This window comes from Parabacteroides sp. TM07-1AC (genome assembly GCF_003480915.1).
Lineage (GTDB): Bacteria > Bacteroidota > Bacteroidia > Bacteroidales > Tannerellaceae > Parabacteroides > Parabacteroides chongii.
In genome coordinates, this window is the sequence record NZ_QUKD01000017.1 from 1 (window position 1) to 22867 (window position 22867).

General features: G+C 45.0%; 18 protein-coding genes. 14 read left to right on the plus strand and 4 right to left on the minus strand.

The features are described from left to right. Window positions 1-140: 140 nt before the first annotated feature. From DXD68_RS23490 to DXD68_RS23520, 7 genes are all read left to right on the plus strand, one after another. The gene (locus DXD68_RS23490; protein ID WP_122363869.1) at window positions 141-1298 is read left to right on the plus strand and encodes a sensor histidine kinase; all 1158 of its coding nucleotides are present in this window, start codon (window positions 141-143) and stop codon (window positions 1296-1298) included. An 88-nt stretch (window positions 1299-1386) separates the two neighbouring features. Next, window positions 1387-1968 (plus strand): YceD family protein, encoded by a 582-nt coding sequence (locus tag DXD68_RS23495; RefSeq protein ID WP_122363870.1) that lies wholly within the window; start codon window positions 1387-1389, stop codon window positions 1966-1968. A gap of 12 nt (window positions 1969-1980) precedes the next feature. Further along, window positions 1981-2166 carry a 50S ribosomal protein L32 gene (gene rpmF / locus DXD68_RS23500; RefSeq protein WP_081693462.1) on the plus strand — a complete coding sequence of 62 codons (186 nt, stop codon included), beginning with the start codon at window positions 1981-1983 and terminating at the stop codon, window positions 2164-2166. A gap of 104 nt (window positions 2167-2270) precedes the next feature. Further along, on the plus strand, window positions 2271-3275 hold the full coding sequence (locus DXD68_RS23505) for a beta-ketoacyl-ACP synthase III (RefSeq protein ID WP_122363871.1): 1005 nt from the start codon (window positions 2271-2273) through the stop codon (window positions 3273-3275). After that, window positions 3259-4149 (plus strand): GTPase Era, encoded by an 891-nt coding sequence (gene era, locus DXD68_RS23510; RefSeq protein WP_122363872.1) that lies wholly within the window; start codon window positions 3259-3261, stop codon window positions 4147-4149. The genes DXD68_RS23505 and era overlap by 17 nt, the downstream gene beginning before the upstream one ends. Before the next feature lie 24 nt (window positions 4150-4173). Then, the gene (gene der / locus DXD68_RS23515; protein ID WP_122363873.1) at window positions 4174-5487 is read left to right on the plus strand and encodes a ribosome biogenesis GTPase Der; all 1314 of its coding nucleotides are present in this window, start codon (window positions 4174-4176) and stop codon (window positions 5485-5487) included. A 118-nt stretch (window positions 5488-5605) separates the two neighbouring features. Continuing rightward, window positions 5606-5836 carry a hypothetical protein gene (locus DXD68_RS23520; protein WP_075558921.1) on the plus strand — a complete coding sequence of 77 codons (231 nt, stop codon included), beginning with the start codon at window positions 5606-5608 and terminating at the stop codon, window positions 5834-5836. 408 nt (window positions 5837-6244) lie between these two features. On the opposite strand, the gene DXD68_RS23525 is transcribed toward DXD68_RS23520, so the two are convergent. The 3 genes from DXD68_RS23525 to DXD68_RS23535 all read right to left on the minus strand — a co-directional run bounded on the left by DXD68_RS23525 (window position 6245) and on the right by DXD68_RS23535 (window position 9983). Beyond that, on the minus strand, window positions 6245-8008 hold the full coding sequence (locus DXD68_RS23525) for a DUF4091 domain-containing protein (protein ID WP_122363874.1): 1764 nt from the start codon (window positions 8006-8008) through the stop codon (window positions 6245-6247). A 61-nt stretch (window positions 8009-8069) separates the two neighbouring features. Further along, the gene (locus DXD68_RS23530) at window positions 8070-9140 is read right to left on the minus strand and encodes a TIGR04133 family radical SAM/SPASM protein (RefSeq protein WP_122363875.1); all 1071 of its coding nucleotides are present in this window, start codon (window positions 9138-9140) and stop codon (window positions 8070-8072) included. 18 nt (window positions 9141-9158) lie between these two features. Further along, window positions 9159-9983, minus strand: a complete 825-nt coding sequence (locus tag DXD68_RS23535; protein WP_122363876.1) for a radical SAM-associated putative lipoprotein — start codon at window positions 9981-9983, stop codon at window positions 9159-9161. Window positions 9984-10103: 120 nt separating this feature from the next. On the opposite strand from DXD68_RS23535, the gene DXD68_RS23540 reads away from it, so the two are divergent. Beyond that, entirely contained in the window at window positions 10104-11933 is a 1830-nt protein-coding gene (locus tag DXD68_RS23540) for an ABC transporter ATP-binding protein (protein WP_122363877.1), read from the plus strand. Between the two features lie 117 nt (window positions 11934-12050). Beyond that, entirely contained in the window at window positions 12051-14435 is a 2385-nt protein-coding gene (locus tag DXD68_RS23545) for a glycosyl hydrolase family 95 catalytic domain-containing protein (RefSeq protein ID WP_410510744.1), read from the plus strand. A gap of 49 nt (window positions 14436-14484) precedes the next feature. Here the strand turns inward: DXD68_RS23545 and DXD68_RS23550 are convergent, their stop codons facing one another. Beyond that, window positions 14485-15582, minus strand: coding sequence for a porin (locus DXD68_RS23550; RefSeq protein WP_122363879.1), 1098 nt, complete (start codon window positions 15580-15582; stop codon window positions 14485-14487). A gap of 221 nt (window positions 15583-15803) precedes the next feature. On the opposite strand from DXD68_RS23550, the gene DXD68_RS23555 reads away from it, so the two are divergent. The 5 genes from DXD68_RS23555 to DXD68_RS23575 are packed head-to-tail and all read left to right on the plus strand — an operon-like array spanning window position 15804 to window position 22810. Continuing rightward, window positions 15804-16901 (plus strand): glycoside hydrolase family 105 protein, encoded by a 1098-nt coding sequence (locus DXD68_RS23555; RefSeq protein ID WP_122363880.1) that lies wholly within the window; start codon window positions 15804-15806, stop codon window positions 16899-16901. Window positions 16902-16939: 38 nt separating this feature from the next. Further along, window positions 16940-17629 carry a DUF5018 domain-containing protein gene (locus DXD68_RS23560; protein ID WP_233577297.1) on the plus strand — a complete coding sequence of 230 codons (690 nt, stop codon included), beginning with the start codon at window positions 16940-16942 and terminating at the stop codon, window positions 17627-17629. Window positions 17630-17650: 21 nt separating this feature from the next. Then, window positions 17651-20728 carry a SusC/RagA family TonB-linked outer membrane protein gene (locus tag DXD68_RS23565; RefSeq protein ID WP_122363882.1) on the plus strand — a complete coding sequence of 1026 codons (3078 nt, stop codon included), beginning with the start codon at window positions 17651-17653 and terminating at the stop codon, window positions 20726-20728. Window positions 20729-20740: 12 nt separating this feature from the next. After that, window positions 20741-22198, plus strand: coding sequence for a RagB/SusD family nutrient uptake outer membrane protein (locus DXD68_RS23570; RefSeq protein ID WP_122363895.1), 1458 nt, complete (start codon window positions 20741-20743; stop codon window positions 22196-22198). Window positions 22199-22210: 12 nt separating this feature from the next. Beyond that, window positions 22211-22810: a fasciclin domain-containing protein gene (locus DXD68_RS23575; RefSeq protein WP_009859660.1), complete on the plus strand. Its 600-nt coding sequence runs from the start codon at window positions 22211-22213 to the stop codon at window positions 22808-22810. The last annotated feature ends 57 nt before the right edge of the window (window positions 22811-22867 follow it).

Genomic DNA, 22867 nt, shown 5'->3' on the forward strand with positions numbered 1-22867 from the left:
CCGCCGTTTTATTCAGGCGAAAGCTGAAAGACAGAAGGAGTTCATTCGAAAGAGTGGACTCCTTTTTTTATTCTTCCGGCTTTTTATAATAATGTATCTTTTTTCCCGTTCTAATATACGTTGAGCATGAATTTTAGATTATGAGCAGTATATATGATTCCCGACAACGGTTAAAGTATCTTTTCATTTTAATTGCCACATTGATTGCAATCGTTTCAGTGTTTGTTTCTGATAAACTTGTGAAGAGTTTGGCGCAGGAAGAACGACAGAAAGTCGAGATCTGGGCGGAAGCACAGCGTATGATCGCTTCTGAGACGAACGGATCGAATATGGCTCTTATCCTGAAAATTTTGGAGAGCAATACGACTATCCCTGTTCTGTGGTGTAATGAAAAGGACAGCGTCATCGCTGAGAAGAATATCGAACTTCCGGAAAAAGAGGTCGACCAGTTTCTGAAGAACAAAGTCCGTGAACTAAAGAGTAAGAATCCCCCTATATTGATCGATATGCAGGACGGAACTTTCCAGTACCTGTATTATGATGATTCAATTATTCTGAAAAGGCTTCTCATCTATCCTTATGCCCAGCTGACGGTTGTGTTTATATTTATCCTGATCGCTTTCCTGGCTCTTGCCAGCACGAAGAAAGCCGAACAGAATAAAGTATGGGTCGGATTATCCAAGGAAACGGCCCATCAGCTCGGAACCCCTATCTCTTCACTGATCGCTTGGGTGGAATATCTCCGTACCAAAGAAATAGATCCTTCCCTGCTTAGTGAGATGGAAAAAGACGTAAAGCGTTTGGAGATGATTGCAGAGCGTTTCTCGAAAATCGGATCCAATCCGGACCCGATACCTGTCAATATCAGCGATTCGATCCGTACGGCTTTAAATTATATGGAAACGCGTATCTCTTCCAAGGTAAAGATATATACTCATCTTCCTGAAAATCCGGTACTGGTCTTAATGAACGACTCCTTATTTGCCTGGGTGATTGAAAACCTGACAAAAAATGCTGTGGATGCGATGGAAGGGCAGGGTGAAATTACTTTTCAGGTAGAAGAGAGGGATAAGACAGTCCGTATCGATATTACGGATTCAGGCAAAGGTATTCCTAAGTCAAAATACAAGACGGTTTTCAATCCGGGGTATACAACCAAGAAGCGCGGATGGGGACTCGGTTTGTCTTTGGTAAAGCGTATTATCGAGTCTTATCACGGCGGTAAGATATTCGTAAAGAGCTCAGAAGTCGGAAAAGGCACGACATTTCGCATAGAGCTTCGAAAATATAGAGGCTAAATCATTCAATAATAAAAAATAACTGTAAAGTTATTGCATTTGTGTTTAGTTTTTTCGTACCTTTGCAAGGTTTTTACACTAAAAGGCTTTGGGAAAATTTAAATTATATAATGTAGATTTGAAAAATCTCGCTCCAGGAGTGCACGAATTCGAGTATTTACTGGAGAACAAGTTTTTTGTGGACATTGACGGAGATGAAGTCCAGAAGGGCAAAGTCAAGGTTCACCTGACGGTGAAACGTACGTCAGTGGCTTATGAAATGAACTTTCAGATTGAAGGTGTAGCAATCGTTCCGTGCGACAGATGTTTGGACGACATGGAGATTCCGGTTGATACCCATAATCGCTTGGTAGTGAAATTCGGCAAAGAATATGCCGAAGAGAGCGACGAGGTGGTAGTAATACCCGAAGAGGAAGGTGCCATTAATTTGGCATGGTTCCTTTATGAGTTTATTGCATTGGCAGTACCGATGAAGCATGTACATGCTCCGGGCAAATGCAATAAGACCATGTCGACGAAGCTGAAGAAGCACACTGCTAAAAGTACAGATGACGGAGATGATGATTACGAAGAAGAAGTGGACGATATTTCCATGGATGATGACGTAAGCGGTAATTCTGATCCTCGCTGGGATGCCCTGAAAGGTTTGATGGAGAATGATAACAATTAAATAAATTAAAACATGGCACATCCTAAAAGAAGACAAGGTAAGACAAGAACAGCCAAGAGAAGAACTCATGACAAGGCTGTCACTCCAACAATGGCTATTTGCCCGAACTGCGGCGCATGGCATATTTATCACACTGTATGCGGCGAATGCGGCTATTACAGAGGTAAGTTAGCTATCGTAAAAGAAGCAGCTGTGTAAGTTTGTCATAATCACATAGATTTTGATAAACGAAAGAAATAGCCCTAAAAGTATTTTTAGGGCTAATTTTTTAATTGGGATATAGTCTCATTATTTTTAAAGTTATGGATAAATTGAACGCGGTTATAACAGGTGTAGGCGGATACGTTCCTGAAGATGTATTGACAAACGAGGACATCTCGAAACTGGTCGATACGACAGATGAATGGATCATGACACGTGTTGGTATCAAAGAACGCCGAATTTTGAAAGGAGAGGGCATGGGTACCTCTTACATGGGCATACGTGCTGTGAAGCAACTGCTCGAAAAAACGAATGTGAACCCGGAAGAGATAGAAGTGATCCTGACTGCTACGACGACAGCGGATCATCATTTCCCTACTACCTCTTCGATCATCGCTCACCATACCGGATGTAAGAATGCAATGACTTTCGATTTGCAGGGGGCTTGTGCAGGTTTCCTGTATGGGCTGGAAACAGGTGCAAACTATATTCGTTCGGGACGTTATAAGAAAGTAATTGTTGTTGCCGGTGATAAGATGACAGCCATTACCGATTATCAGGACCGTTCGACTTGTCCTCTGTTTGGCGATGCCTGTGGTGCAGTGTTACTGGAACCGACGACGGAAGATGTTGGTATTATCGATACGATCCTGCGTACGGAAGGTACCGGTTATTCTCACTTGATCATGAAATCTGGTGGTTCAGCCTATCCTCCCAGCCACGAGACTGTTGATAATCGCGAACATTTCGTTTTTCAGGATGGTAAATATGTATTTAAGTATGCTGTTTCTTATATGGCCGATGTGGCTGCAGAAATAGCAGAGAAAAATAATCTGACTCACGACGATATTACATGGATTGTTCCCCACCAGGCCAACCTGCGCATCATCGATGCAACAGCCAAACGTCTGGGTGTGGATATGGACAAAGTCATGATCAATATCCAGAAATACGGTAATACAAGTGCCGGAACAATTCCTATCTGTCTTTGGGAGTGGGAAGACAAGCTGAAGAAAGGGGATAACCTGATTCTGGCTGCATTCGGTGCCGGTTTTACCTGGGGTGCAATTTATCTTAAATGGGGTTATAATGGAAAACAAGCATAAGTCCGGCTTTGTTAATATTGTCGGTAATCCTAATGTAGGGAAGTCTACGCTGATGAACCGTTTGGTGGGAGAGCGCATCTCCATCATCACGTCGAAGGCGCAGACCACCCGTCATCGTATCATGGGGATTGTGAATACCGACGATATGCAGATCGTGTATTCAGACACGCCGGGAGTACTGCATCCGAACTATAAGTTGCAGGAATCTATGCTGAATTTTTCGGAGTCGGCATTAGGCGATGCCGACGTGTTGCTCTATGTGACCGATGTCGTTGAGACAATCGATAAAAATGAAGAATTTCTTCAGCGGGTTAAAACGGTAGAATGTCCCGTCCTGTTGCTGATCAACAAGATCGATACAAGTAACCAGGGGGAACTGGAAAAACTGGTTGCCCACTGGAACGAGATACTGCCGAAAGCGGAAATCATTCCGATCTCGGCGCTTTCGAACTTCAACATTGATTATGTAAAACAACGGGTGGAGACTTTGATGCCCGAATCTCCCCCTTATTTTGAAAAAGACGCGCTTACCGATAAACCGGCCCGCTTCTTTGTGACGGAGATCATTCGCGAGAAGATACTCCTGTACTATCAGAAGGAGATACCGTATGCGGTGGAAGTCGTTGTAGAGCTGTTTAAGGAAGAAGAAGAAATGATTCACATCAAGGCGCTCATCATTGTGGAACGGGATTCCCAGAAAGGGATTATCATCGGGCATAAGGGACAGGCACTGAAAAAAGTAGGAGCCATGGCCCGCAAGGATATTGAACGTTTCTTTGATAAGAAGGTATTTCTGGAAATGTTTGTCAAGGTAGAAAAAGACTGGCGTAACAGGGATAACATTCTGAAGAATTTTGGTTATCAGCTGGATTAATAACAGCGTACAGAAAGGAAATTTATGGGAAATATTGTAGCAATTGTTGGTAGGCCCAACGTAGGAAAGTCCACCCTGTTCAACCGTCTGACCCAATCGCGTCAGGCCATCGTGAACGATGAAGCAGGGACTACCCGCGACCGTCAATACGGTAAAGTGGACTGGACCGGTAAAGAGTTTTCGCTGATCGATACAGGCGGATGGGTAATTAATTCGGATGACGTTTTTGAAGAAGAGATAAACAAACAGGTACAGGTCGCGCTCGACGAGGCGGATGTGATCTTGTTTGTCGTAGATGTTTTGAACGGTATTACTGATTTGGATATCGAAGTGGCTAAGATCCTGCGCCGCAACAAGAAGCCGGTTATCGTAGTCGCCAATAAAGCCGATAACTTTGAAATGCACGCTGCTTCGGCGGAGTTCTATTCGTTCGGTCTGGGCGATCCTTTCTGCGTATCAGCCATCAACGGTTCCAACTCGGGTGACCTGCTGGATAAGATCGTTGAGACGCTTCCGGAGGATCAGTCTGAAACATTGGAAGAAGAGCTGCCCCGTATTGCCATCATCGGCCGTCCGAATGCCGGAAAATCTTCTCTGATCAATGCGTTTATCGGTGAAGAGCGTCATATCGTGACGGATATTGCCGGTACGACCCGCGATTCGATCTACACAAAATACAATAAATTCGGCCTGAATTTCTATCTGGTGGATACAGCCGGTATCCGTAAGAAAGGAAAGGTGAACGAAGACCTGGAATATTATTCCGTGATCCGTTCGATCCGTGCCATTGAAAACTCTGATGTCTGTATCTTGATGGTGGATGCCACCCGTGGTATCGAGAGCCAGGATCTGAATATATTCTCTTTGGTGCAGAAGAATAAAAAGGGTTTGGTGGTTTGTGTAAACAAATGGGACCTGGTGGAAGACAAGAGCCAGCAGGTGATCGACAGTTATACGAATGCCATTCGCGAACGTTTGGCACCGTTTACCGATTTCCCTATCCTGTTTATTTCGGCACTGACCAAGCAGCGTATCCTGAAAGTGCTGGAAACGGCCAAGGAAGTCTACGACAACCGTCAGAAACGTATCCCTACAGCGAAACTGAACGAGATCATGCTGCCGATCATCGAGAACTATCCGCCTCCAGCATGGAAAGGAAAGTATATCAAGATCAAATACATCACTCAGTTGCCGGCCGGACAGGTTCCGTCGTTCGTATTCTTTGCCAACCTGCCGCAATGGATCAAGGATCCCTACAAACGCTTCCTGGAAAACAAGATCCGTGATAACTGGGATTTCACAGGGACACCGATCAATATTTTCATTCGCGAGAAATAAGAAACAAAAAAGAGATGCTGTTACAGTATCTCTTTTTTTATAGGTTTTCTTTTTTATAGATTTTATTCGGAAAAGAATATCTATCTTTATCGCATTCTAATTAATAACAATTACAACTATGACAAAAATTAATCATTTTTCATCAGATTCGGACTTATCAACTCAAAAAGATAAGTCTTGTGCATGTCGGAATTCCGATAAATGGAATCCGAATGTTCCGCTTCAAACTTCCCAAGAAGAATTTTGGGAACATATCCATGAGATAGAACGGGGAAGGTTTACTCCTTTAGACGAAGGTTTCCAAAAATTTGAGCAATGGAAAACGGCGCTCCTAAAAAGCCGGTTGTAGTTAGTGACCGATTTTGGGAAAGTTATAATTCCGTATACGAACAAGGCCTTGACTTATTTGGGTATTTTCAAGCAGAAGCATATGCTGCTTCAAGCATAAATCGAATCAAACAAACGCGGAAAATACAGATAGAATAGTTTCGTTGTAAAAGAAAGAGAGTGTGCCATAGTGTGATTTTTGACACACTCTCTTTGTTCTTTATCCTTTTTACTGTCGGGCTTATCACATGATTGGGCGGTCGTCGTCCTTGTCGGAATCATTGATACATATATGATAAAAGGGAAGGAACTGTTTGGATAAGACGGTTTCTGTCGGGGGAAAGGATAATGCGCCGAAAAGATCTCGGTTTCCGTGTCGGAACGGGAGATATTTTTCGGCGCACTATTTATTTTTTGCGTTATCTTTTTATCAGAACGAATTTAGCACCTTATTCAGTTCATTGACCATCTCGTCAGCCGACTTCTGTGTCTCTGCCAGCCCTTCCGGTGTAAACATGGCAACCGTCTTGTTCAGCTTCGTCAGTTTGCTGCCTTTCAGTTCTTCGCGGAGGATACGGATCTTTTCGGCATCCTGAAGACCTTCCACCAAACGTTCGAAACGGATGGAGCTACGAGGACCCGGATAGATACTATACGTATCGCCGGCAGCCCAGGTACGGAAACGGGAGTCGCGCAACGGGTCTGCCGTCCAGCTGTTGACAGCCCAACGCAGGTAGCCGTCATAGCCACCGGCTACGGCATGAACGATTGTCCACGGAGCTTCTGCCGGATCGGAGAAGGTAAATGTGTTCGGGAAAGCTTCTGTGCAGCAAGTGTAAACGGTGCTGATCTGACCTTTGCGGTCGCGTTCAGCCTTTACATCTTCCGGGAATTTGTTTCCGTACGGGATACTCAGGTAATAAAGGTCGCCTTGTATCTCTTTGTGATAGTTACCTGCCAGCGTGATTTTAAATTCAGGATCGGCAGCTTTGATCACCTTGATGGCTTCCTGCATCGCTTCCATAGGACGTTCGTCCATGGAAATGGCAGTCTTTTCGAACCAGCCTTTTGTACGGAGGTGACGGGAGAAATCTTTCAGGAAAGAACCCCAGTAATCTGCATAGGCAGCATCACCCGGTTTAGCTTCGATAAACTGAACGCGGTTGGTTGCCTGGTCGAAATAGTCGAAGCTGAGTGCCCACGGGATCATTGTGTAGCAACTGATCAGGTCGTTGATGCCCACATCGTTCATCATGAAATCCACCCATTTGTCGAAGACGGTATAATCGAATGCCCATGTGCCGTCGATCTTCTTCATGCGGAATACCATGCTGTCGAAATGATCTTCCGTCTGTCCCGCCCAGGGTTTGTGCATGATACTGGTGGTGATGGCACGTTGTCCGGCATTCGCCAACATCTTCATGATCGGGCGCATAGCGTCGAAATGTTCCTTGCTCCAAAGCGGCACATCGTAATAGCGGGCCACGGAGTACGGGTTCTGCCATAAATCCAAATGGAATTTCCAGTCTTTCGGTTCCGGCAGGGTACGGTTCAGGACATCTATCTCCACCTGCAGGTTCATCGGCTGGAAGTTTTTGCCTGAAACAGTCAGTGTTCCCTTGTATTTTCCGGTACGTGCATCCGACGGTACCCATACATTCATCCAGATAGGCTGGGTGGTACGTGCCTTGACGTCGTGCATCTTTACAATGTCCAATACGTCGGCAACAACGGAAGAATCCCATTCCGCCTTGTTTTCACGATGTCCGCAACCGCCTTTACGGTCTTTGTTCAGTTCGTCTGTCATGACGTAACGAACGAAGTTGGTGGTTATGGCAGAAGAAGGGATCACGGATGAGCCGTTTTTCAAATCGGTCACTGTGATAGTGGCATCCGACAAATCGGCGGTAGTCCATAATACAGCCTGCGCGTTGACACGTTCCCCTTTCCAGGCTTTTGCCTGCCAGCGGGAGTTTTTGGTTATTTTAGGAATACTGAGTTTCGGATAACGAACGTCCGTGCTTGCCCAGCTCAGTTGGGTCGGCGTTGTTATTTTATTCCAAATAGCCTCACTGTCGTGTGGCTTAGTGTCGGTCAGTTCGGTGTAATCGGTACAGATTTTTGAATCCGATTGCTGCGCGTAACAAACCGGGCCTAGCGTTAGCAGGGCACAAAGGATAAGCGAGTTTTTCATGTATAAATGCTTTAGAAGTTTATTCGGGGGATAAAGATAGAAAAAAGATGGAATATATAATTCATTTGATCCTGTTATAATGACAGAACAGCAGATTGCCGTCGTCGTCATACAGGTGCATGCCGTTCCCCTCGCAGTACCGGTACATTTTACAGTCGGCACATTGTCCTTTGCGGGTCCATTCCCGGTTGCGATAGGGTTTGAACTCATTATTCCATACGTCGATGAATTTATCTTTATAGATATTCCCCTGATGGAAGTTGGCACGGATACTCGGACAACCGGAGATGGAGCCGTCGGCTAATACCGAAGCCGTATTGACCCCGGCATTACACTGGAAGATCGAGTCTCGTACTTCGGCTTCGTAGTTACCCAGGAATCCTTCACATCCATAGCTGACATGTATAAGTCCTTCCTTCCGGCAATAACGGATGAAGTTGAGCATCCAGGTGAACTGTTCGTTACTGAGTTGCAGTTCCGGTACTTCGGCAGCGCGTCCGACGGGAAAGATGGTGAACAGACGCCACCGTTTTACCCCCATCTCCACGAGAAAATCCTTGAATAGTTTCAGGTCCTTGAAATTTTGCTGGTTTACACAAGTGACGACATCCCAGACAATCTCTTTCTCTTCGGCCAACATGCAGATGGCATTGACTGCGTTTTCGAAACTCTTCGGATGGCGGCGCAACCAATTGTGTGCTTCCTCGAAGCCGTCGAGACTGATCGTTGCCGAGTGCAGCCCGGAAGCCAATAGGGAGTCCAGCCGTTCGCGGGTAAGTAACAGGCCGTTCGAGACAATCCCCCAGGGATAGCCCCGGTTGTATAATTCCAGTCCGCAGGTTTCAATATCTTTGCGAACGAGGGCTTCTCCTCCGGTAAATATAACCAGTACTTTATTGGGGTCGACATGAGGAGTAATATCGTCTATTACTTTCAGAAAATCTTCCATCGGCATGTCCTTCATGCCGGCCGATACGTGGCAATCGCTGCCGCAATGACGGCAGGAAGCGTTGCAACGAAGCGTACATTCCCAAAAGAGTGTGCGTAGTTCGTGTAGCTTGGCTTTGTTTCTCCTGATACTTCGGGCGAGTTCCAAAGCGATGCGCTTACGAAATCCGGGGCGTTTATCCATCCTTGTCTTTTTTAGTTTTTATTTCCTTTTCAGAGTGAAGTTTACTTCTTTCGATCCTTTTCCGATCAGCATCCCTTTTCCTCCTGATAGTTCTATCTCTGCAAAGTTAATCATTTCTGATTTCATTTCATAGGGATTGGAATTCCAGTATCCTTTTAAAAGTTCAGTTTCGATTGGATATTCTTCTATCGTCTCCAGGTCGCACGTGAAACTGTACATTCCATTCCCGTTCGTAATGGCAAGGTAATCGGATATCTTGTCCGGAACATTCGACAGCAGGGAAGGGCTACTGCTGATGACTATACCCGCTATCGGATAGCCGTCTTCGCCTGTAACTTGTCCGTGAATCGTATAAAGGGCATGGGGAACTTTGTGGGTATCGACGTATGGCGTGAGTGTTATTTTGGTTTCCATCGTGGCTGCTCCTTCATACCAGGTGCCTCCTCCTTTAAAGTCTGCATTCCTGAATGAGACATATGAGTTGTTGGTAGCGAATTTCCCGCCATTTTCTTCTTCATCGATATCCCTGGATATCAACTGGTAAGTCATTCCTGGAAAATCTCCTTTTTTCCACAGAAATTCTCCGTTGGAATCGCTGTAGACCGTATCACTGTGTGCCCAGGCACTTTCCGGAATAGAATCTCTGATCTCTATCTGTATGTCCGGGATCGGGTTGCCCAGGTTATTCACTACCTTTCCTTTGATCGTGTAATCGGCATGGGGGCATCCGTATTCTACTGTTCCTATTTTGTCACAAGCAGCCAGCGAGAAACCCAGGAGGCTCAATAATCCGGCCAACATTTTGTTTGTGAAGGTCAGAAAGAAATGATTTGTTTTATTCATATCCGTATGGTTTTATTTGTATTAACATCCATATCTAATAGATGCAAAGATAACTATAAACGTTGCACCACCTGTTTTTTATGAGTAACTTGCGCGCCAAATCCAATCGACTAAATAAACATGAAAGATTTTCTACTGGTACTGAAACGGTTCGTACCCCCTTACAAGAAATATCTGGTTCTGACAATCCTGTTGAATATCTTGTCAGCGATCCTGAATGTATTTTCTTTTACTTTGCTGATACCTATTCTTCAGATATTGTTCAAGCTGGATAATAAGGTATACGAGTATATCCCCTGGGGAGCGGAAAGTGTAAGTCTGAAAGATATAGCCATCAATAATTTCTATTATTTCGTTACGGACCTGATCTCTTACTACGGGGCGAGCCTGACACTGCTTATACTGGGACTGTTCCTGGCGTTTATGACGATGCTGAAGACCGGCTCTTATTTTCTATCGTCGGCAACGATGATTCCGATCCGTACCGGTGTGGTTCGTGATATCCGGAACCAGCTTTATAAAAAGATATTAGACCTTCCGCTGGGATTCTTTTCGGAAGAGCGTAAAGGGGATATCCTGGCGCGTATAAGCGGCGATGTACAGGAAATCGAAAGTTCGATCATGAGTTCGTTGGATATGTTGTTCAAGAACCCGATCCTGATCCTTATTTATTTCGGAACGTTGATTGCCGTGAGTTGGCAGTTGACACTTTTCACGTTGATCGTCCTGCCGTTGATGGGCTGGGTGATGGGTACGGTCGGTAAAAAGCTGAAACGGAAATCGATGGAAGCCCAGAACCAATGGAGCGACCTAATGTCGCAGGTGGAAGAAACACTGGGCGGTCTGCGCATCATCAAGGCTTTTAATGCAGAGAAGAAGATGGACGAGCGTTTTATCAATGCCGACAATATCTACCGGAATACGATCAGCCGCGTGAACACCCGTCAGCAGCTGGCACACCCGATGAGTGAATTTTTGGGAACGATCCTGATCGTGATCGTCCTTTGGTTCGGCGGAACGTTGATCCTGAATAACAACTCCAGTATCGATGCCCCTTCCTTTATCTTTTATCTGGTGATGCTGTACAGTCTGATCAATCCGCTGAAAGAATTTTCAAAAGCCAGTTATAATATCCCTAAAGGATTGGCATCCATGGAACGTGTGGATAAGATATTGCAGACGGTGAGTACAATACAGAACCCTGCCACTCCGAAACCGATCAGTCTGAATAAATCGATCCGTTATAACGATGTCTGGTTTAAATATCAGAATGAGTGGGTATTGAAAAACGTGAACCTGGAAATCCCCAAAGGGAAGACTGTTGCCCTGGTCGGCCAGTCCGGTTCCGGTAAAAGTACGCTGGTGGACTTGTTACCCCGTTTTTATGATGTGGAGAAAGGCAGCATTACCATTGACGATACGGATGTCCGTGATGCCTCCCTCTACGACTTGCGGGGATTGATGGGAAATGTGAACCAAGAAGCGATCCTCTTCAACGATACTTTCTTCAATAACATCTCTTTCGGTGTGGAAGGTGCGACACTGGAGCAGGTACAGGAAGCTGCCCGTATCGCAAATGCCCATGAGTTTATTATGGCTAGCGAAGAAGGGTATGACACGAATATCGGTGACCGTGGCGGCAAACTGTCAGGCGGACAGCGGCAGCGTATCAGTATTGCCCGTGCAATTCTGAAGAACCCGCCGATCCTGATCCTCGACGAAGCCACTTCTGCATTGGATACGGAGTCGGAACGTCTGGTTCAGGAAGCGTTGGAAAACTTGATGCGTAACCGTACGACCATCGTTATTGCCCATCGTCTTTCCACGATCCGCAATGCGGATGAGATATGCGTAATGCATGAAGGAGAGATCGTGGAACGGGGCCGCCATGAAGAACTGCTCGAACTGAATGGCTATTACAAGCGGTTGTGCGATATGCAGAGTTTCTGATACTGATTATTATTTTTTATTTATAATACTATGAACTCAATTCGATTAAAGGAGATAGGGCGGAAAATCATTCGTCCTTCTGTTGCCGTCTTATTGGTTATTTTGACAGCCTGCGATATGCCGGAAATGAAAACAACTAACAAGATCGCTTATCATTTCGATGAACCTGCCCGTATGTGGGAGGAGACATTACCCTTGGGAAACGGCCGTCTGGGAATGATGCCTGACGGAGGAATCGACCGGGAGAACATTCTGCTGAATGAGATATCCATGTGGTCGGGAAGTAAACAGGATACGGATAACCCGCAGGCTGTTTGGTCGCTGGCGAATATACGCCGTCTGCTTTTCGAAGGAAAGAACGACGAAGCACAGGATCTGATGTACAAAACCTTTGTTTGTAAAGGAGCCGGCAGTGGTCAGGGGCAAGGTGCCAATGTACCGTATGGAAGTTATCAGCTGCTGGGAAATCTCGTGCTGGATTATATCTATGCTGGAAATGCAGATTCTGTGTCAGCTTACCGGCGGGAACTGAATCTGAACGATGCGATCGCCTCAACCTCTTTCCGCAAGGGAAAAGTGAATTACAGCCGTGAATCTTTTACCTCTTTCTCCGGTGACCTGGGCGTAGTTCATCTGGTGGCAGACGCTGATAAAGCGTTAAACTTCAACATAGGTATGAATCGCCCCGAACATTATGCCTTATCCGTCGATGGCAAAGACCTGCTGATGAAAGGTCAGTTGCCTGACGGTGTGGATACTTTGGAGATGAAAGGAACCAGATATGCGGCACGTGTACGCGTTCTCCTGCCGAAAGGGGGCTCTCTGATTCCGGGGGACAGTTCGCTGACCGTCCAAAATGCTTCCGAAGCTATTCTCCTGGTGAGCATGGCTACCAGCTATAAGAATGAAGGATTCGAAGATCAGTTGTTTTCTTTGCTGGCTGAATCGGAACGGAAAGATTATCCTACTCTGAGAAGAGAGCATGTGAATGCTTACCGGTCTCTGTTTGACCGTGTCGATCTGGACCTGGGCCGTACCGAGCGGGATGAACTGCCGATCGACGAACGTTTGGCTGCATTCCAGCAGGATAAGAACGACCCGTCACTGGGAGCTCTCTACTTCCAGTTCGGACGTTATTTGCTGATCTCATCGACCCGTGTCGGTTCATTGCCTCCCAATCTTCAGGGATTGTGGTGTAACACGATCAATACGCCCTGGAATGGTGATTATCATCTGAATATCAATTTTCAGATGAATCATTGGCCGGCTGAAGTGACCAACCTGTCCGAGTTGCATTTGCCGATGACGGAATGGATCAAACAGCAGGTGGAGAGCGGCGAACGTACGGCGAAAGTCTTTTATAATGCCCGTGGCTGGGTGACCCATATCCTGGGAAATGTCTGGGAGTTTACTGCTCCGGGAGAGCATCCTTCGTGGGGAGCTACCAATACTTCTGCCGCGTGGCTTTGCGAACATCTGTTTACTCATTATCAATATACGCAAGATAAGGAATATCTGAAAGAGGTCTATCCGGTGATGAAAGGCGCAGCCCTGTTCTTTACGGATATGCTGGTGCGCGACCCACGGAATAATTACCTGGTAACGGCTCCCACGACTTCTCCTGAGAATGCTTTCCGTATGCCGAATGGCAAGGTGATACATATCTGTGCCGGTTCGACTATGGATAACCAGATCGTCCGTGAACTGTTTACCAATACGATAGCGGCAGCCAATATTCTCGGTGTGGATTCAGCTTTTTGCCGCGAACTGGCTGATAAGCGTTCCCGCCTGATGCCGACAACGATCGGTAAAGACGGACGTATCATGGAATGGCTCGAACAATACGAAGAAGTGGAACCGCATCATCGCCATGTCTCTCATCTGTATGGTCTTTATCCGGGAAATGAGATCTCGATGGAGCATACTCCTGAGCTGGCAGAAGCGGCCCGTAAGACTTTGGAAGCACGTGGCGATAAGAGTACCGGCTGGTCGATGGCATGGAAGATCAATTTTTGGGCACGTCTGCATGATGGCGACCATGCTTATCAATTATTGGCGGACCTGCTTCGTCCTTGTGTGGAGAAAGGAACGAATATGGTGAACGGCGGCGGTTCTTATCCGAACCTGTTCTGTGCGCATCCTCCTTTCCAAATCGATGGCAATTATGGCGGTTGTGCCGGTATTGCAGAAATGCTGGTACAGAGCCAGACCGGAAATATCGAGTTGCTTCCGGCTTTGCCTTCAGCTTGGAAAACCGGTAGTTTTAAAGGTTTGAAAGTGCAGGGTGGAGGTGAGGTCTCAGCCAAATGGACGGAAGGTCAGCTGACTGAAGCCGGACTGAAAGCTACAGTCCCTGGTACGTTCCGAATCAAGCTGCCGGCACAGTCTGCCAATCTGAGTATCAAAATGAATCAGAATCCGGCATCCCTCCCTGTTATCGGTGGAATGCTTACGGTAGATATGAAAGCTGGTGATGTACTACAGTTGACAATTGACAGATGACAGTTGACAGTTAGGAATAGCCTCCCATCTGTCAACTGTCATTTGTCAACTAAAATAGCGGTATCTTATAAACAAACCCTACGGAAAGGCGTCCGGTGTTCTCGACAGAGGCATCGAGCGCCTTTGCTCTTTCCGTCAGGCTGTAAGCCCGTCCGGTGCCGGTAATGAAAAGATGGAGATTGTCGTCCGCCAGCGGATAGAACTCGACACCTCCCTGGTATCCCCAGGATGTACGGTATTTGCCGGACTCATACGGGTTGTTCGTTTTGTAGACAGAGGCTGTTTCGTACATTCCCTTTACAAATAGATTCCATTTCGGATGAATCTGATAGTTCAGGCGAGTCACCAGAGAGAGATAGCTGGTATTTGCAATCGGGCTTCCCGATTCTTCATCCTCCGGTTCAAACTGCTCCGCCAACAACCCCAGCGGATCCATTTTCCCCCTTGTATACATGACATCGAAATAACCGAGGAATTTGCCGGCTTCCACCTGCTGGCCTCCCCAGATCATCCACATCCAGTTGCCTTTTGCCTGTTGTCCGGCGGTGACCGAATAGCGAAGTGACAACAGCTCATCCAGGTAACTGCTATTCCAGCCCAGATTATAGAAAGAAGGGGATTTGCTGCGGTTATCATTACCGTTGGTCACTTGCAGGCAGAGTTCCTGTGTTTCTGCAGGTTCGTAGCTGATCCCGACTCCGGTGAAATAACAATCCATCCAGTCGTTCATATCGCTGTAATCGTATATCTTATAGGTATATTCGTCGTATTCGAAGCCTCCCCGCGCAGCATCCTGTTTACCGGCTGTCACAGAGAATTTATCCGATAACCGAACGTTTACCCAGGCATTTTCGATGTAGGAGCCGAAGCCGTTGGCCCGTACCCATTCATTCCGGTAACAAAGAACCTGCCGGTAGGCATAGGAAAGCCAGGGAGTGACAGTCCCCGTTGCTTCCACCTTCAAATCATTCAGCAGAAAACGATCCCTTTCCGCTTCACCGGAAAGCGCTTCGTTATAAGATCCATGTGTCTCAAGGTATAATTTGAAAACTTCCGTATTGTTCGGGATCAATGGCTTTTGTGAAGAAGCGGTAAAAGTAGTTCCAGCCCAAAAAGCGGCCAGGCAAAGTACCAGTAGTCGTTTCATGAATCTTTTTCTGTTTGTTGATTTGGGGCAAAGATAATTATAAATGGGTAATATGGCAATAAGAACCCTTTTGCTCGTTTGTCTTCAAATTTAGTACAAATCGTTTTTTTTTGCTTTTTCCTGTGTAAAAGGCAAATAGAGACAAAAGGATGCTTATTCGGACAAAAGACCTTCCTCTTATTCCTATACTTTTGGACTAAAAATCATCTAAATTGCAAATCATGAAATTGAAATTTGTTTTTGTCAGTATACTAACAATCCAGCTTTGTTCCTGCTCTTTTTCGGGAGAAAAGAAATCGGCTGAAGAAGATATTTATTCAAAAGCATTTATTAAAGAAAAAATGCTCGATGTTTTCCGATGGCAGGTTAACCATCCGGTAGATATAAATGCAGAACAGGAACAGTGGGCCCGTTCTGTCTTTTATTCCGGTATAATGTACGCGTATCAGACAACTGCTGATCTGGCTTATTTGGAACAGACGAAGAAATGGGCTAATGGTTGGAACTGGAAAAGAGGACGTCGGTACCGCCATGCAGACGATTTGGCCTGTGGGCAGGCTTATTTGGATGTCTATAAAGTAGAGAAGGACCCGAAGATGCTTCATGGGATACAGGAAGCGATAGATAGTCTGATCGCTGACCCTCAACCCGGTCGTGTCGATTGGTGGTGGTGTGATGCCTTATATATGGAACCACCGGTGTTGGCTCGTCTGGCTACTATAACAGGTGATGGTAAATATTACGATTATCTGCAAGAAATGTATTGGGATTCAACTGATTTTCTGTATAGTAAAGACGATAGTCTTTTCTTTAGGGACAAGCGCTATTTTAATGCATTGACAACCAATGGAAAGAAAGTATTCTGGGGACGAGGAAATGCCTGGGTGGTAGGCGGATTGGCTCAACTCCTTTCGCTGATTCCGGAAAAGAGTCTGATTTATAAGGATTATAAGGAACTGTATATGCAAATGATAACAAAAATAGCATCTGTCCAGCAACCGGACGGACTCTGGCGTGCGAGTCTCCTGGATCCGGAAGAAGTACCCGTAAAAGAAACCAGCAGTAGCACTTTTTTTGCTTATGCTATGATTTGGGGAATTAATAACGGATTATTGTGTCCGGATATTTATATGCCTAAAGTATGCCGGGCATGGACTGCCTTGCTGGAGTGTATAGATGAAAACGGGAAATTGGGATATGTACAGGCTATCGGCGCTAGCCCTGAAAATGTACAGGCTGCGGATAACCAGGAATATGGCAGCGGTGCTTTTCTGATGGTCGCATCCGAGATGTATAAATTCGCAGAGAGAGAAAAATAAAACAATAGATGTTTAACCTTTTTAGTTGTATTCGACACATGAAAAAACTAAGTATTTATTTAAGCACGTTTCTGTGCCTTATCTTTATCGGTTTTGGTTGTGGCAGTGAAGATCTTAGTGATTACCCTCCATCCAACATGCGTAGTATTGTTCGCTTTACATTGAACCCTGCCCAGAACGGAGGCAATGTATTTATACAGCACATTGCTACTATAGACCAGAGTAAAAAAACAATTACGTTGAAACTACCTTCACATTTGGACCTGAAAGAGATCCGTCCGGAGATTGTGGCGGCTCCCTGGACGAGTGTTACTCCAAAAAGCTTGGAGGCTGTTGATTTTTCTACTGGTCTCATAGAATATACAGTTATAGCGGAAAGCGGAAAAAAAGCCGTTTATGAAGTGATACTGGATATGACATATAAGTATGCGGCCTGTCAACTGTATTCTGTTGCTATCCCTGCTGTTATTGACCCGGAGACGGGAGAACCAGTGAAAGCGGTTTGTAATGAGAATAACAAAACTGTGACTCTTGTAGTGCCCGCAAACACAGATCTGACAAAGTTGGTTCCGAAATTTGAACTTTCTCCAGAGTCCTTTAATGCTTCGTTTGATAAACCGGATGGAAAGGCCTATGATTTTACGGAGCCTATTCAATTCACAGTCACTTCGGAAGATGGCAAGAAGACTGCCACTTATATGGTCTCTGTAACAACGAAACAAGAATAATCACTTTAAATTCAGTATACAATGAACCACATTAATAAATACAGACAGTTTTTGTTCCTTCTGCTCTTTGTTAGCATTGGGACTGTCCTTTCTGCTCAGAATATACAAGTTACCGGTACAGTGAACGACAAACTAGGTCCGATGGCCGGCGTCAATATCGTATTGAAAGGAACACAAACCGGTACTATGACTGATATGGATGGAAAGTATTCGATTCAGGTGCCGGCTACCGGTGTTTTAGAGTTTACATTTCTAGGATATAATACACAAACGGTCAATGTTAATAGCCGGAAGATCATTCATGTAAGTATGGAAGAATCTTCCCAGGCTTTGGATGAAGTAATCGTTGTCGGTTACGGCTCGATGAAGAAAAGGGATATTACCGGTTCTATCGTTTCTGTAAGTGATAAGGATATACAGTCCAATGAGCCTGTAAACATTGCGTCTGCCCTGCAAGGGAAAGTCTCAGGTCTGGATATTATGAGTACTTCCGAACCGGGTACTGCCGCAACATTCCGTATTCGGGGTACCTCTACATTGAGTGACGGCGGCTCCAATCCGTTGTTTATTGTTGACGGAATGGAAGTTTCGAATATCGATAATATCAACCCGCGTGACATAGCATCCGTGGAGGTTTTGAAGGATGCCGCTTCTGCTGCAATCTACGGTTCCCGCTCTGCCAATGGTGTTGTCATTATTTCTACCAAACAGGGACAGGAAGGAAAAGCAAAAGTTTCTGCCAATTATTCATTGAAACAGTCACGGATAGGTAAAAAACTGGCCCAGATGAGCCGCTTGCAAGGTATCCAATATGAAACTTTACGTAATTTCCTGAACGGCAATTATACGACGATCGCCAACCGCGACTCTTTGAACCCGTCCATGACTGCTGACAATTTCTATCAGGATTTGTTATTCAGACATGCGTGGACAAACCAGGTGGATGTCAGTGTTTCCGGTGCGGAAAAGAAATTGAAATATTTTGTCAGTGCTGGTTATTTGGGAGAGCAGGGTATTCAGATCAACACCTTTAATAAGCGTTTGACAACTCGTATCAATGCCGATTACAACGCGACTCCCCGTCTGACTATCGGTAATCGTTTGGCACTGACTATTTCCAACCAGCGCAGGTCGACTAGTGAATCCCGGTCACGTATCCTTCAGCGTCCCGCTAACTATAATGTGATAGAGCCCGACGGCAGTTATACCCCGATTCTGGCAAGTCGTAGTAATCCTTTGGCTGAAAGTATGGTAGGAAAAAACAATTATAAGATATATAATCTGGACCTATATGAATTTCTAGAGTATAAGATACTGGACGAACTGAAGTTTAAAGCCAGCATTGCCGGTAGTTTCAATTTACAGAAGTATCAGAGTTTCCGTCCGGCTATCCTAGATGTGAACGGACGTCGTAAATCGACCAACCAAGACGATACGAAAACCAGCTGGACACATGAAGATGTGCTGACTTATAATAAAACCTTCAATAAAGACCATGCATTAACGGTATTGGGCGGTTTCAGTCTCCAGGAGTTTAAAACAGAAATGACGAAACTAGCTGTTGTCGATAATATCAGTGATGCCATTGAAATTTCAAATGCTTATGGTGGTGTGGATATGACCAATACGAAAGCGACCTGGACTGCGAACCGGCTGGCTTCTTTCTTCGGACGTATCTCTTACAGTTATAAAGGTAAGTACCTGTTTAATTCTAACTTGCGTTACGACGGTTCTTCCCGTTTCGGAACAGATAAACGCTGGGGTTTTTTCCCGTCAGCCTCATTGGGATGGAGATTTTCGGATGAAGTTTTTATGAAATGGATGAAACCGGTAGTTAATGATTCCAAATTACGACTGAGTTATGGTGTGACTGGTAACCAAGTTGCCGGAAACTTCTCTTCTTTGGGATTGTATACTACAAACTTTTATGCGGATATGCCGGGTATTTACCCGAATCAGTTAGAGAACAGGAATTTGGGATGGGAACAGACGCAGCAGTATAATATCGGTCTAGATGTCTCTGTCTTGGACGGAAGAATCGGATTGATAGTGGATTATTATAACAAAAAGACTTCAGATGTTCTTTATCAGGTTAAATTACCGCAAACATCCGGTTTCAGTAGTTCTTATCAGAATATTGGCGATGTAAAAAATACAGGATGGGAAATAACGGTGAATTCAACCAATATTAAAACGAAAGATTTCCAGTGGAATACCTCATTGAACCTTTCGTTCAATAAGAATACGATCGTTTCCATTCCGGAGGGCGGACAACAGTTTATCAATACGGTATATATCCTGGATAAGGGATATGCGGTAGGAACTATGTATGGATGGAAAGCTAATGCTATTTTCCCGTACGATGAATCGAATGCCTTTACCCCCGACTGGAAACAGCTTACTCCGATATTTGATGAAAAAGACCGCTTTACCGGCTATGAACTGGATGGCAAGGCTTATGACGGCGAGATCAAACAGTATCGTTATAATACGGCAACCGGTGATGTTTTCAAAGGCGGTGATGTTATGTGGGACGATGTCAATAAGGACGGTATCATCGATGCCAAAGACCGTCAGGTACTGGGTTGCGGACAGCCGGACGTGATCGGAGGTTTCAATAACGACTTTACGTATAAAGGATTCACACTTTCTTTGTTCTTCTCCTTTGCCATAGGCGGAGATGTATTCAATGCTTACGAGCAGAGCCGTTCGGAACATAAATGGTCGGCTATCACCCGCGGTAACCCAGCTAATATCGCTAATTCATGGAAAGCTCCCGGCGATATAGCCAAGTTCCCGAAACCAAATGGTGCGGCAGTCATGGATAATACCCGCTTTGCCAGCAGTCTCTGGATCGAGGATGGTTCGTATATCCGTTTGAAGAATATCCGTCTGGCTTATGAATTGCCTAAAAATATCGTGAAAAAGATCGGTGTTGAATCATTGAGCGTATCAGCTATGATGCAAAACTTCTTTACCTGGTCGAACTATTCCGGTTTCGACCCTGAATTACCAAGCAGCGGATTTGCCGTAGGTTATGATAATAACTCCTATCCGAAGGCAAAAGATATTCTGTTCGGAGTAAATGTTAACTTTTAAATGTATATGAAGATGAAAAAGATATATGCAGTTTTCTTGTCGACTCTTTTGTTCACCTCTTGCCTGAATGATTTTCTGGATGTGGACCCCGTGAGTGATATTGCAACTTCCACTTTCTGGCAGACTGATAATGATGTCCGTGCCGCATTGAATTCTGTTTATGCGGATTTCCAGACAAACTATAATAAGAACAGTGCCGGTAATTATATGACCTGGTTTGAGATGCGCTCCGATAACTTTGTGGGAACAACGGTTTCCAGCAGTATGCCTACCTATGCCGCCAATACCAATAAACTGAATTCATCGCATGTCTCTGCTGATTGGAATGTGTGGTATAAATCTATCTCTACTGTTAATTATGCTTTGCATTATATACCTGATGTGCAGGGACTGACTGCGATTAAGAAAGATAATTATCTGGCTGAGGCTTATTTCTTACGTGCTTTCTGTTATTTCAATCTGGCGAGAATATGGGGAAATGTCCCGTTGGTAGAAAAACCGACTTTATCTTTGGCTGATGTTGAAAAACCGACTCAGTCTCCTCAGTCGCAGGTGTTGGACCTGGTGGGAAAAGACCTGGAAGAAGCTGTGAAATTAGTGGACGAAGGCCAGAATGATGTGTTCCGTTTCAATCCCGGTGCCTTGTATGCCCTTTATACCGATTACGCCATGTGGATGCGTGACTATGACAAAGCAATTCTTTACTCCGGGAAACTGATGGATTTGAAACGCTATTCGCTTCTCAAAGGGACTGAATTTGCCCAGGTTTGTGTAGACGGTACTACCAGCGAAAACATCTGGACAATGAAATGGTCTTACCAGAATAATAAACAGAACTGGATTATCTATATGATGTGCCGGACAGCTGCTCCGCAGATGATACCTTCGGAAGGAGTGAAGAACTTGTGGAATACGGAGGAATATCGTATGGACCTTCGCCGTTATCAGACGATCGATACTACGATTGTCTATGCATCCAACCACATATCCAGCCCGAATGGCGATGCATCCATCTGGAAATGGCAACCGGGTGAACGTGTGATTGAAGCAAATGAAAAGTATGTTCCTTTTTACCGTTATGCTGATATTCTATTGCTGAGAGCGGAAGCGCTGAATAAGCAGCAGAGACAGGAAGAAGCACTGGAATTACTGAATATGATCCGCGAGCGGGCGGGACTGTCACTGAAGACGATGGACGATTTTACAAATGCTTCGGACCGGACTCTGGCTATGGAGGATGCTATCCTTCAGGAAAGGCAGCTGGAACTGTTGGGTGAGGGACGCCGTTGGTTTGACCTGATCCGTACAGGCCGGGCGATGAAAGTGATGAACGATTATTTTGAAAATTACATTGAAGCGCAAACAGGTGACGTATGCCCCCGCTTTACAGATGAATGGCAGCTTTACTGGCCGGTATATTATAATAATATTCTGGAAAATGCGAATTTGGTTCAAAATGGTAATTATTAAAAAGATACAGATATGAAAAAAATACTATTCCAACTAATTGCAGGTTGTTTCATGGCTTCAATATTCAGTTCATGCAACCTGTTCGGACTTGATCTGCAAAAGGATTTTGAATATGAATACAGTCCGGTTGAACTGACAATGGATATGTCGGCCTATGCTTTTATTGAAAGCCGTAAAAATATGGATATGTCTTTGCTGTATGACGCAATTACACTGGCCGGTTACCAGCAGGAATATGAGATCGACGACCGTACTTTTATTATTCTGAATGACGTAGCGTTCACCAGTTATCTAAAGGATAATCGTTATTCCGGTTTGCAGGCAATGAAAGTAGAAGATATTAAGACGTTACTGAATTCATATATTGTAAAGGGACGTTATCATTCTTTAGATCTGACGACTACGCCGGTGAAAGTTGAAACTATGAATCCGGATGCAATCATGTATCTGAGTTTGAGACCTCAGAATAATGATGCACAAAATAAGTTTGAAGTCCGGATCAATGACGTGGTAAATTCGGGAAAGGTTGTTTCGGTAGTGACTTCCAATTTGCAGCCGACCAATGGCATTATGCATGTGGTTGACGCTTATCCGGAGTATAAGTTGAAATAATAAATTTATGGAAAGTGTACCGACTATCCTACGAGCCCGGTACACTTTCTTTTTATT

Bases quoted from the DNA above. Each gene is read 5' to 3' on its own strand.
- der (WP_122363873.1), top strand. From the start codon at position 4,174: ATGGGAAATATTGTAGCAATTGTTGGTAGGCCCAACGTAGGAAAGTCC.
- DXD68_RS23490 (WP_122363869.1), top strand. From the start codon at position 141: ATGAGCAGTATATATGATTCCCGACAACGGTTAAAGTATCTTTTCATT.
- DXD68_RS23565 (WP_122363882.1), top strand. From the start codon at position 17,651: ATGAACCACATTAATAAATACAGACAGTTTTTGTTCCTTCTGCTCTTT.
- era (WP_122363872.1), top strand. From the start codon at position 3,259: ATGGAAAACAAGCATAAGTCCGGCTTTGTTAATATTGTCGGTAATCCT.
- DXD68_RS23555 (WP_122363880.1), top strand. From the start codon at position 15,804: ATGAAATTGAAATTTGTTTTTGTCAGTATACTAACAATCCAGCTTTGT.
- DXD68_RS23535 (WP_122363876.1), bottom strand. From the start codon at position 9,983: ATGAATAAAACAAATCATTTCTTTCTGACCTTCACAAACAAAATGTTG.
- DXD68_RS23540 (WP_122363877.1), top strand. From the start codon at position 10,104: ATGAAAGATTTTCTACTGGTACTGAAACGGTTCGTACCCCCTTACAAG.
- DXD68_RS23520 (WP_075558921.1), top strand. From the start codon at position 5,606: ATGACAAAAATTAATCATTTTTCATCAGATTCGGACTTATCAACTCAA.
- DXD68_RS23525 (WP_122363874.1), bottom strand. From the start codon at position 8,008: ATGAAAAACTCGCTTATCCTTTGTGCCCTGCTAACGCTAGGCCCGGTT.
- rpmF (WP_081693462.1), top strand. From the start codon at position 1,981: ATGGCACATCCTAAAAGAAGACAAGGTAAGACAAGAACAGCCAAGAGA.
- DXD68_RS23545 (WP_410510744.1), top strand. From the start codon at position 12,051: ATGCCGGAAATGAAAACAACTAACAAGATCGCTTATCATTTCGATGAA.
- DXD68_RS23505 (WP_122363871.1), top strand. From the start codon at position 2,271: ATGGATAAATTGAACGCGGTTATAACAGGTGTAGGCGGATACGTTCCT.
- DXD68_RS23550 (WP_122363879.1), bottom strand. From the start codon at position 15,582: ATGAAACGACTACTGGTACTTTGCCTGGCCGCTTTTTGGGCTGGAACT.
- DXD68_RS23570 (WP_122363895.1), top strand. From the start codon at position 20,741: ATGAAAAAGATATATGCAGTTTTCTTGTCGACTCTTTTGTTCACCTCT.
- DXD68_RS23575 (WP_009859660.1), top strand. From the start codon at position 22,211: ATGAAAAAAATACTATTCCAACTAATTGCAGGTTGTTTCATGGCTTCA.
- DXD68_RS23530 (WP_122363875.1), bottom strand. From the start codon at position 9,140: ATGGATAAACGCCCCGGATTTCGTAAGCGCATCGCTTTGGAACTCGCC.
- DXD68_RS23560 (WP_233577297.1), top strand. From the start codon at position 16,940: ATGAAAAAACTAAGTATTTATTTAAGCACGTTTCTGTGCCTTATCTTT.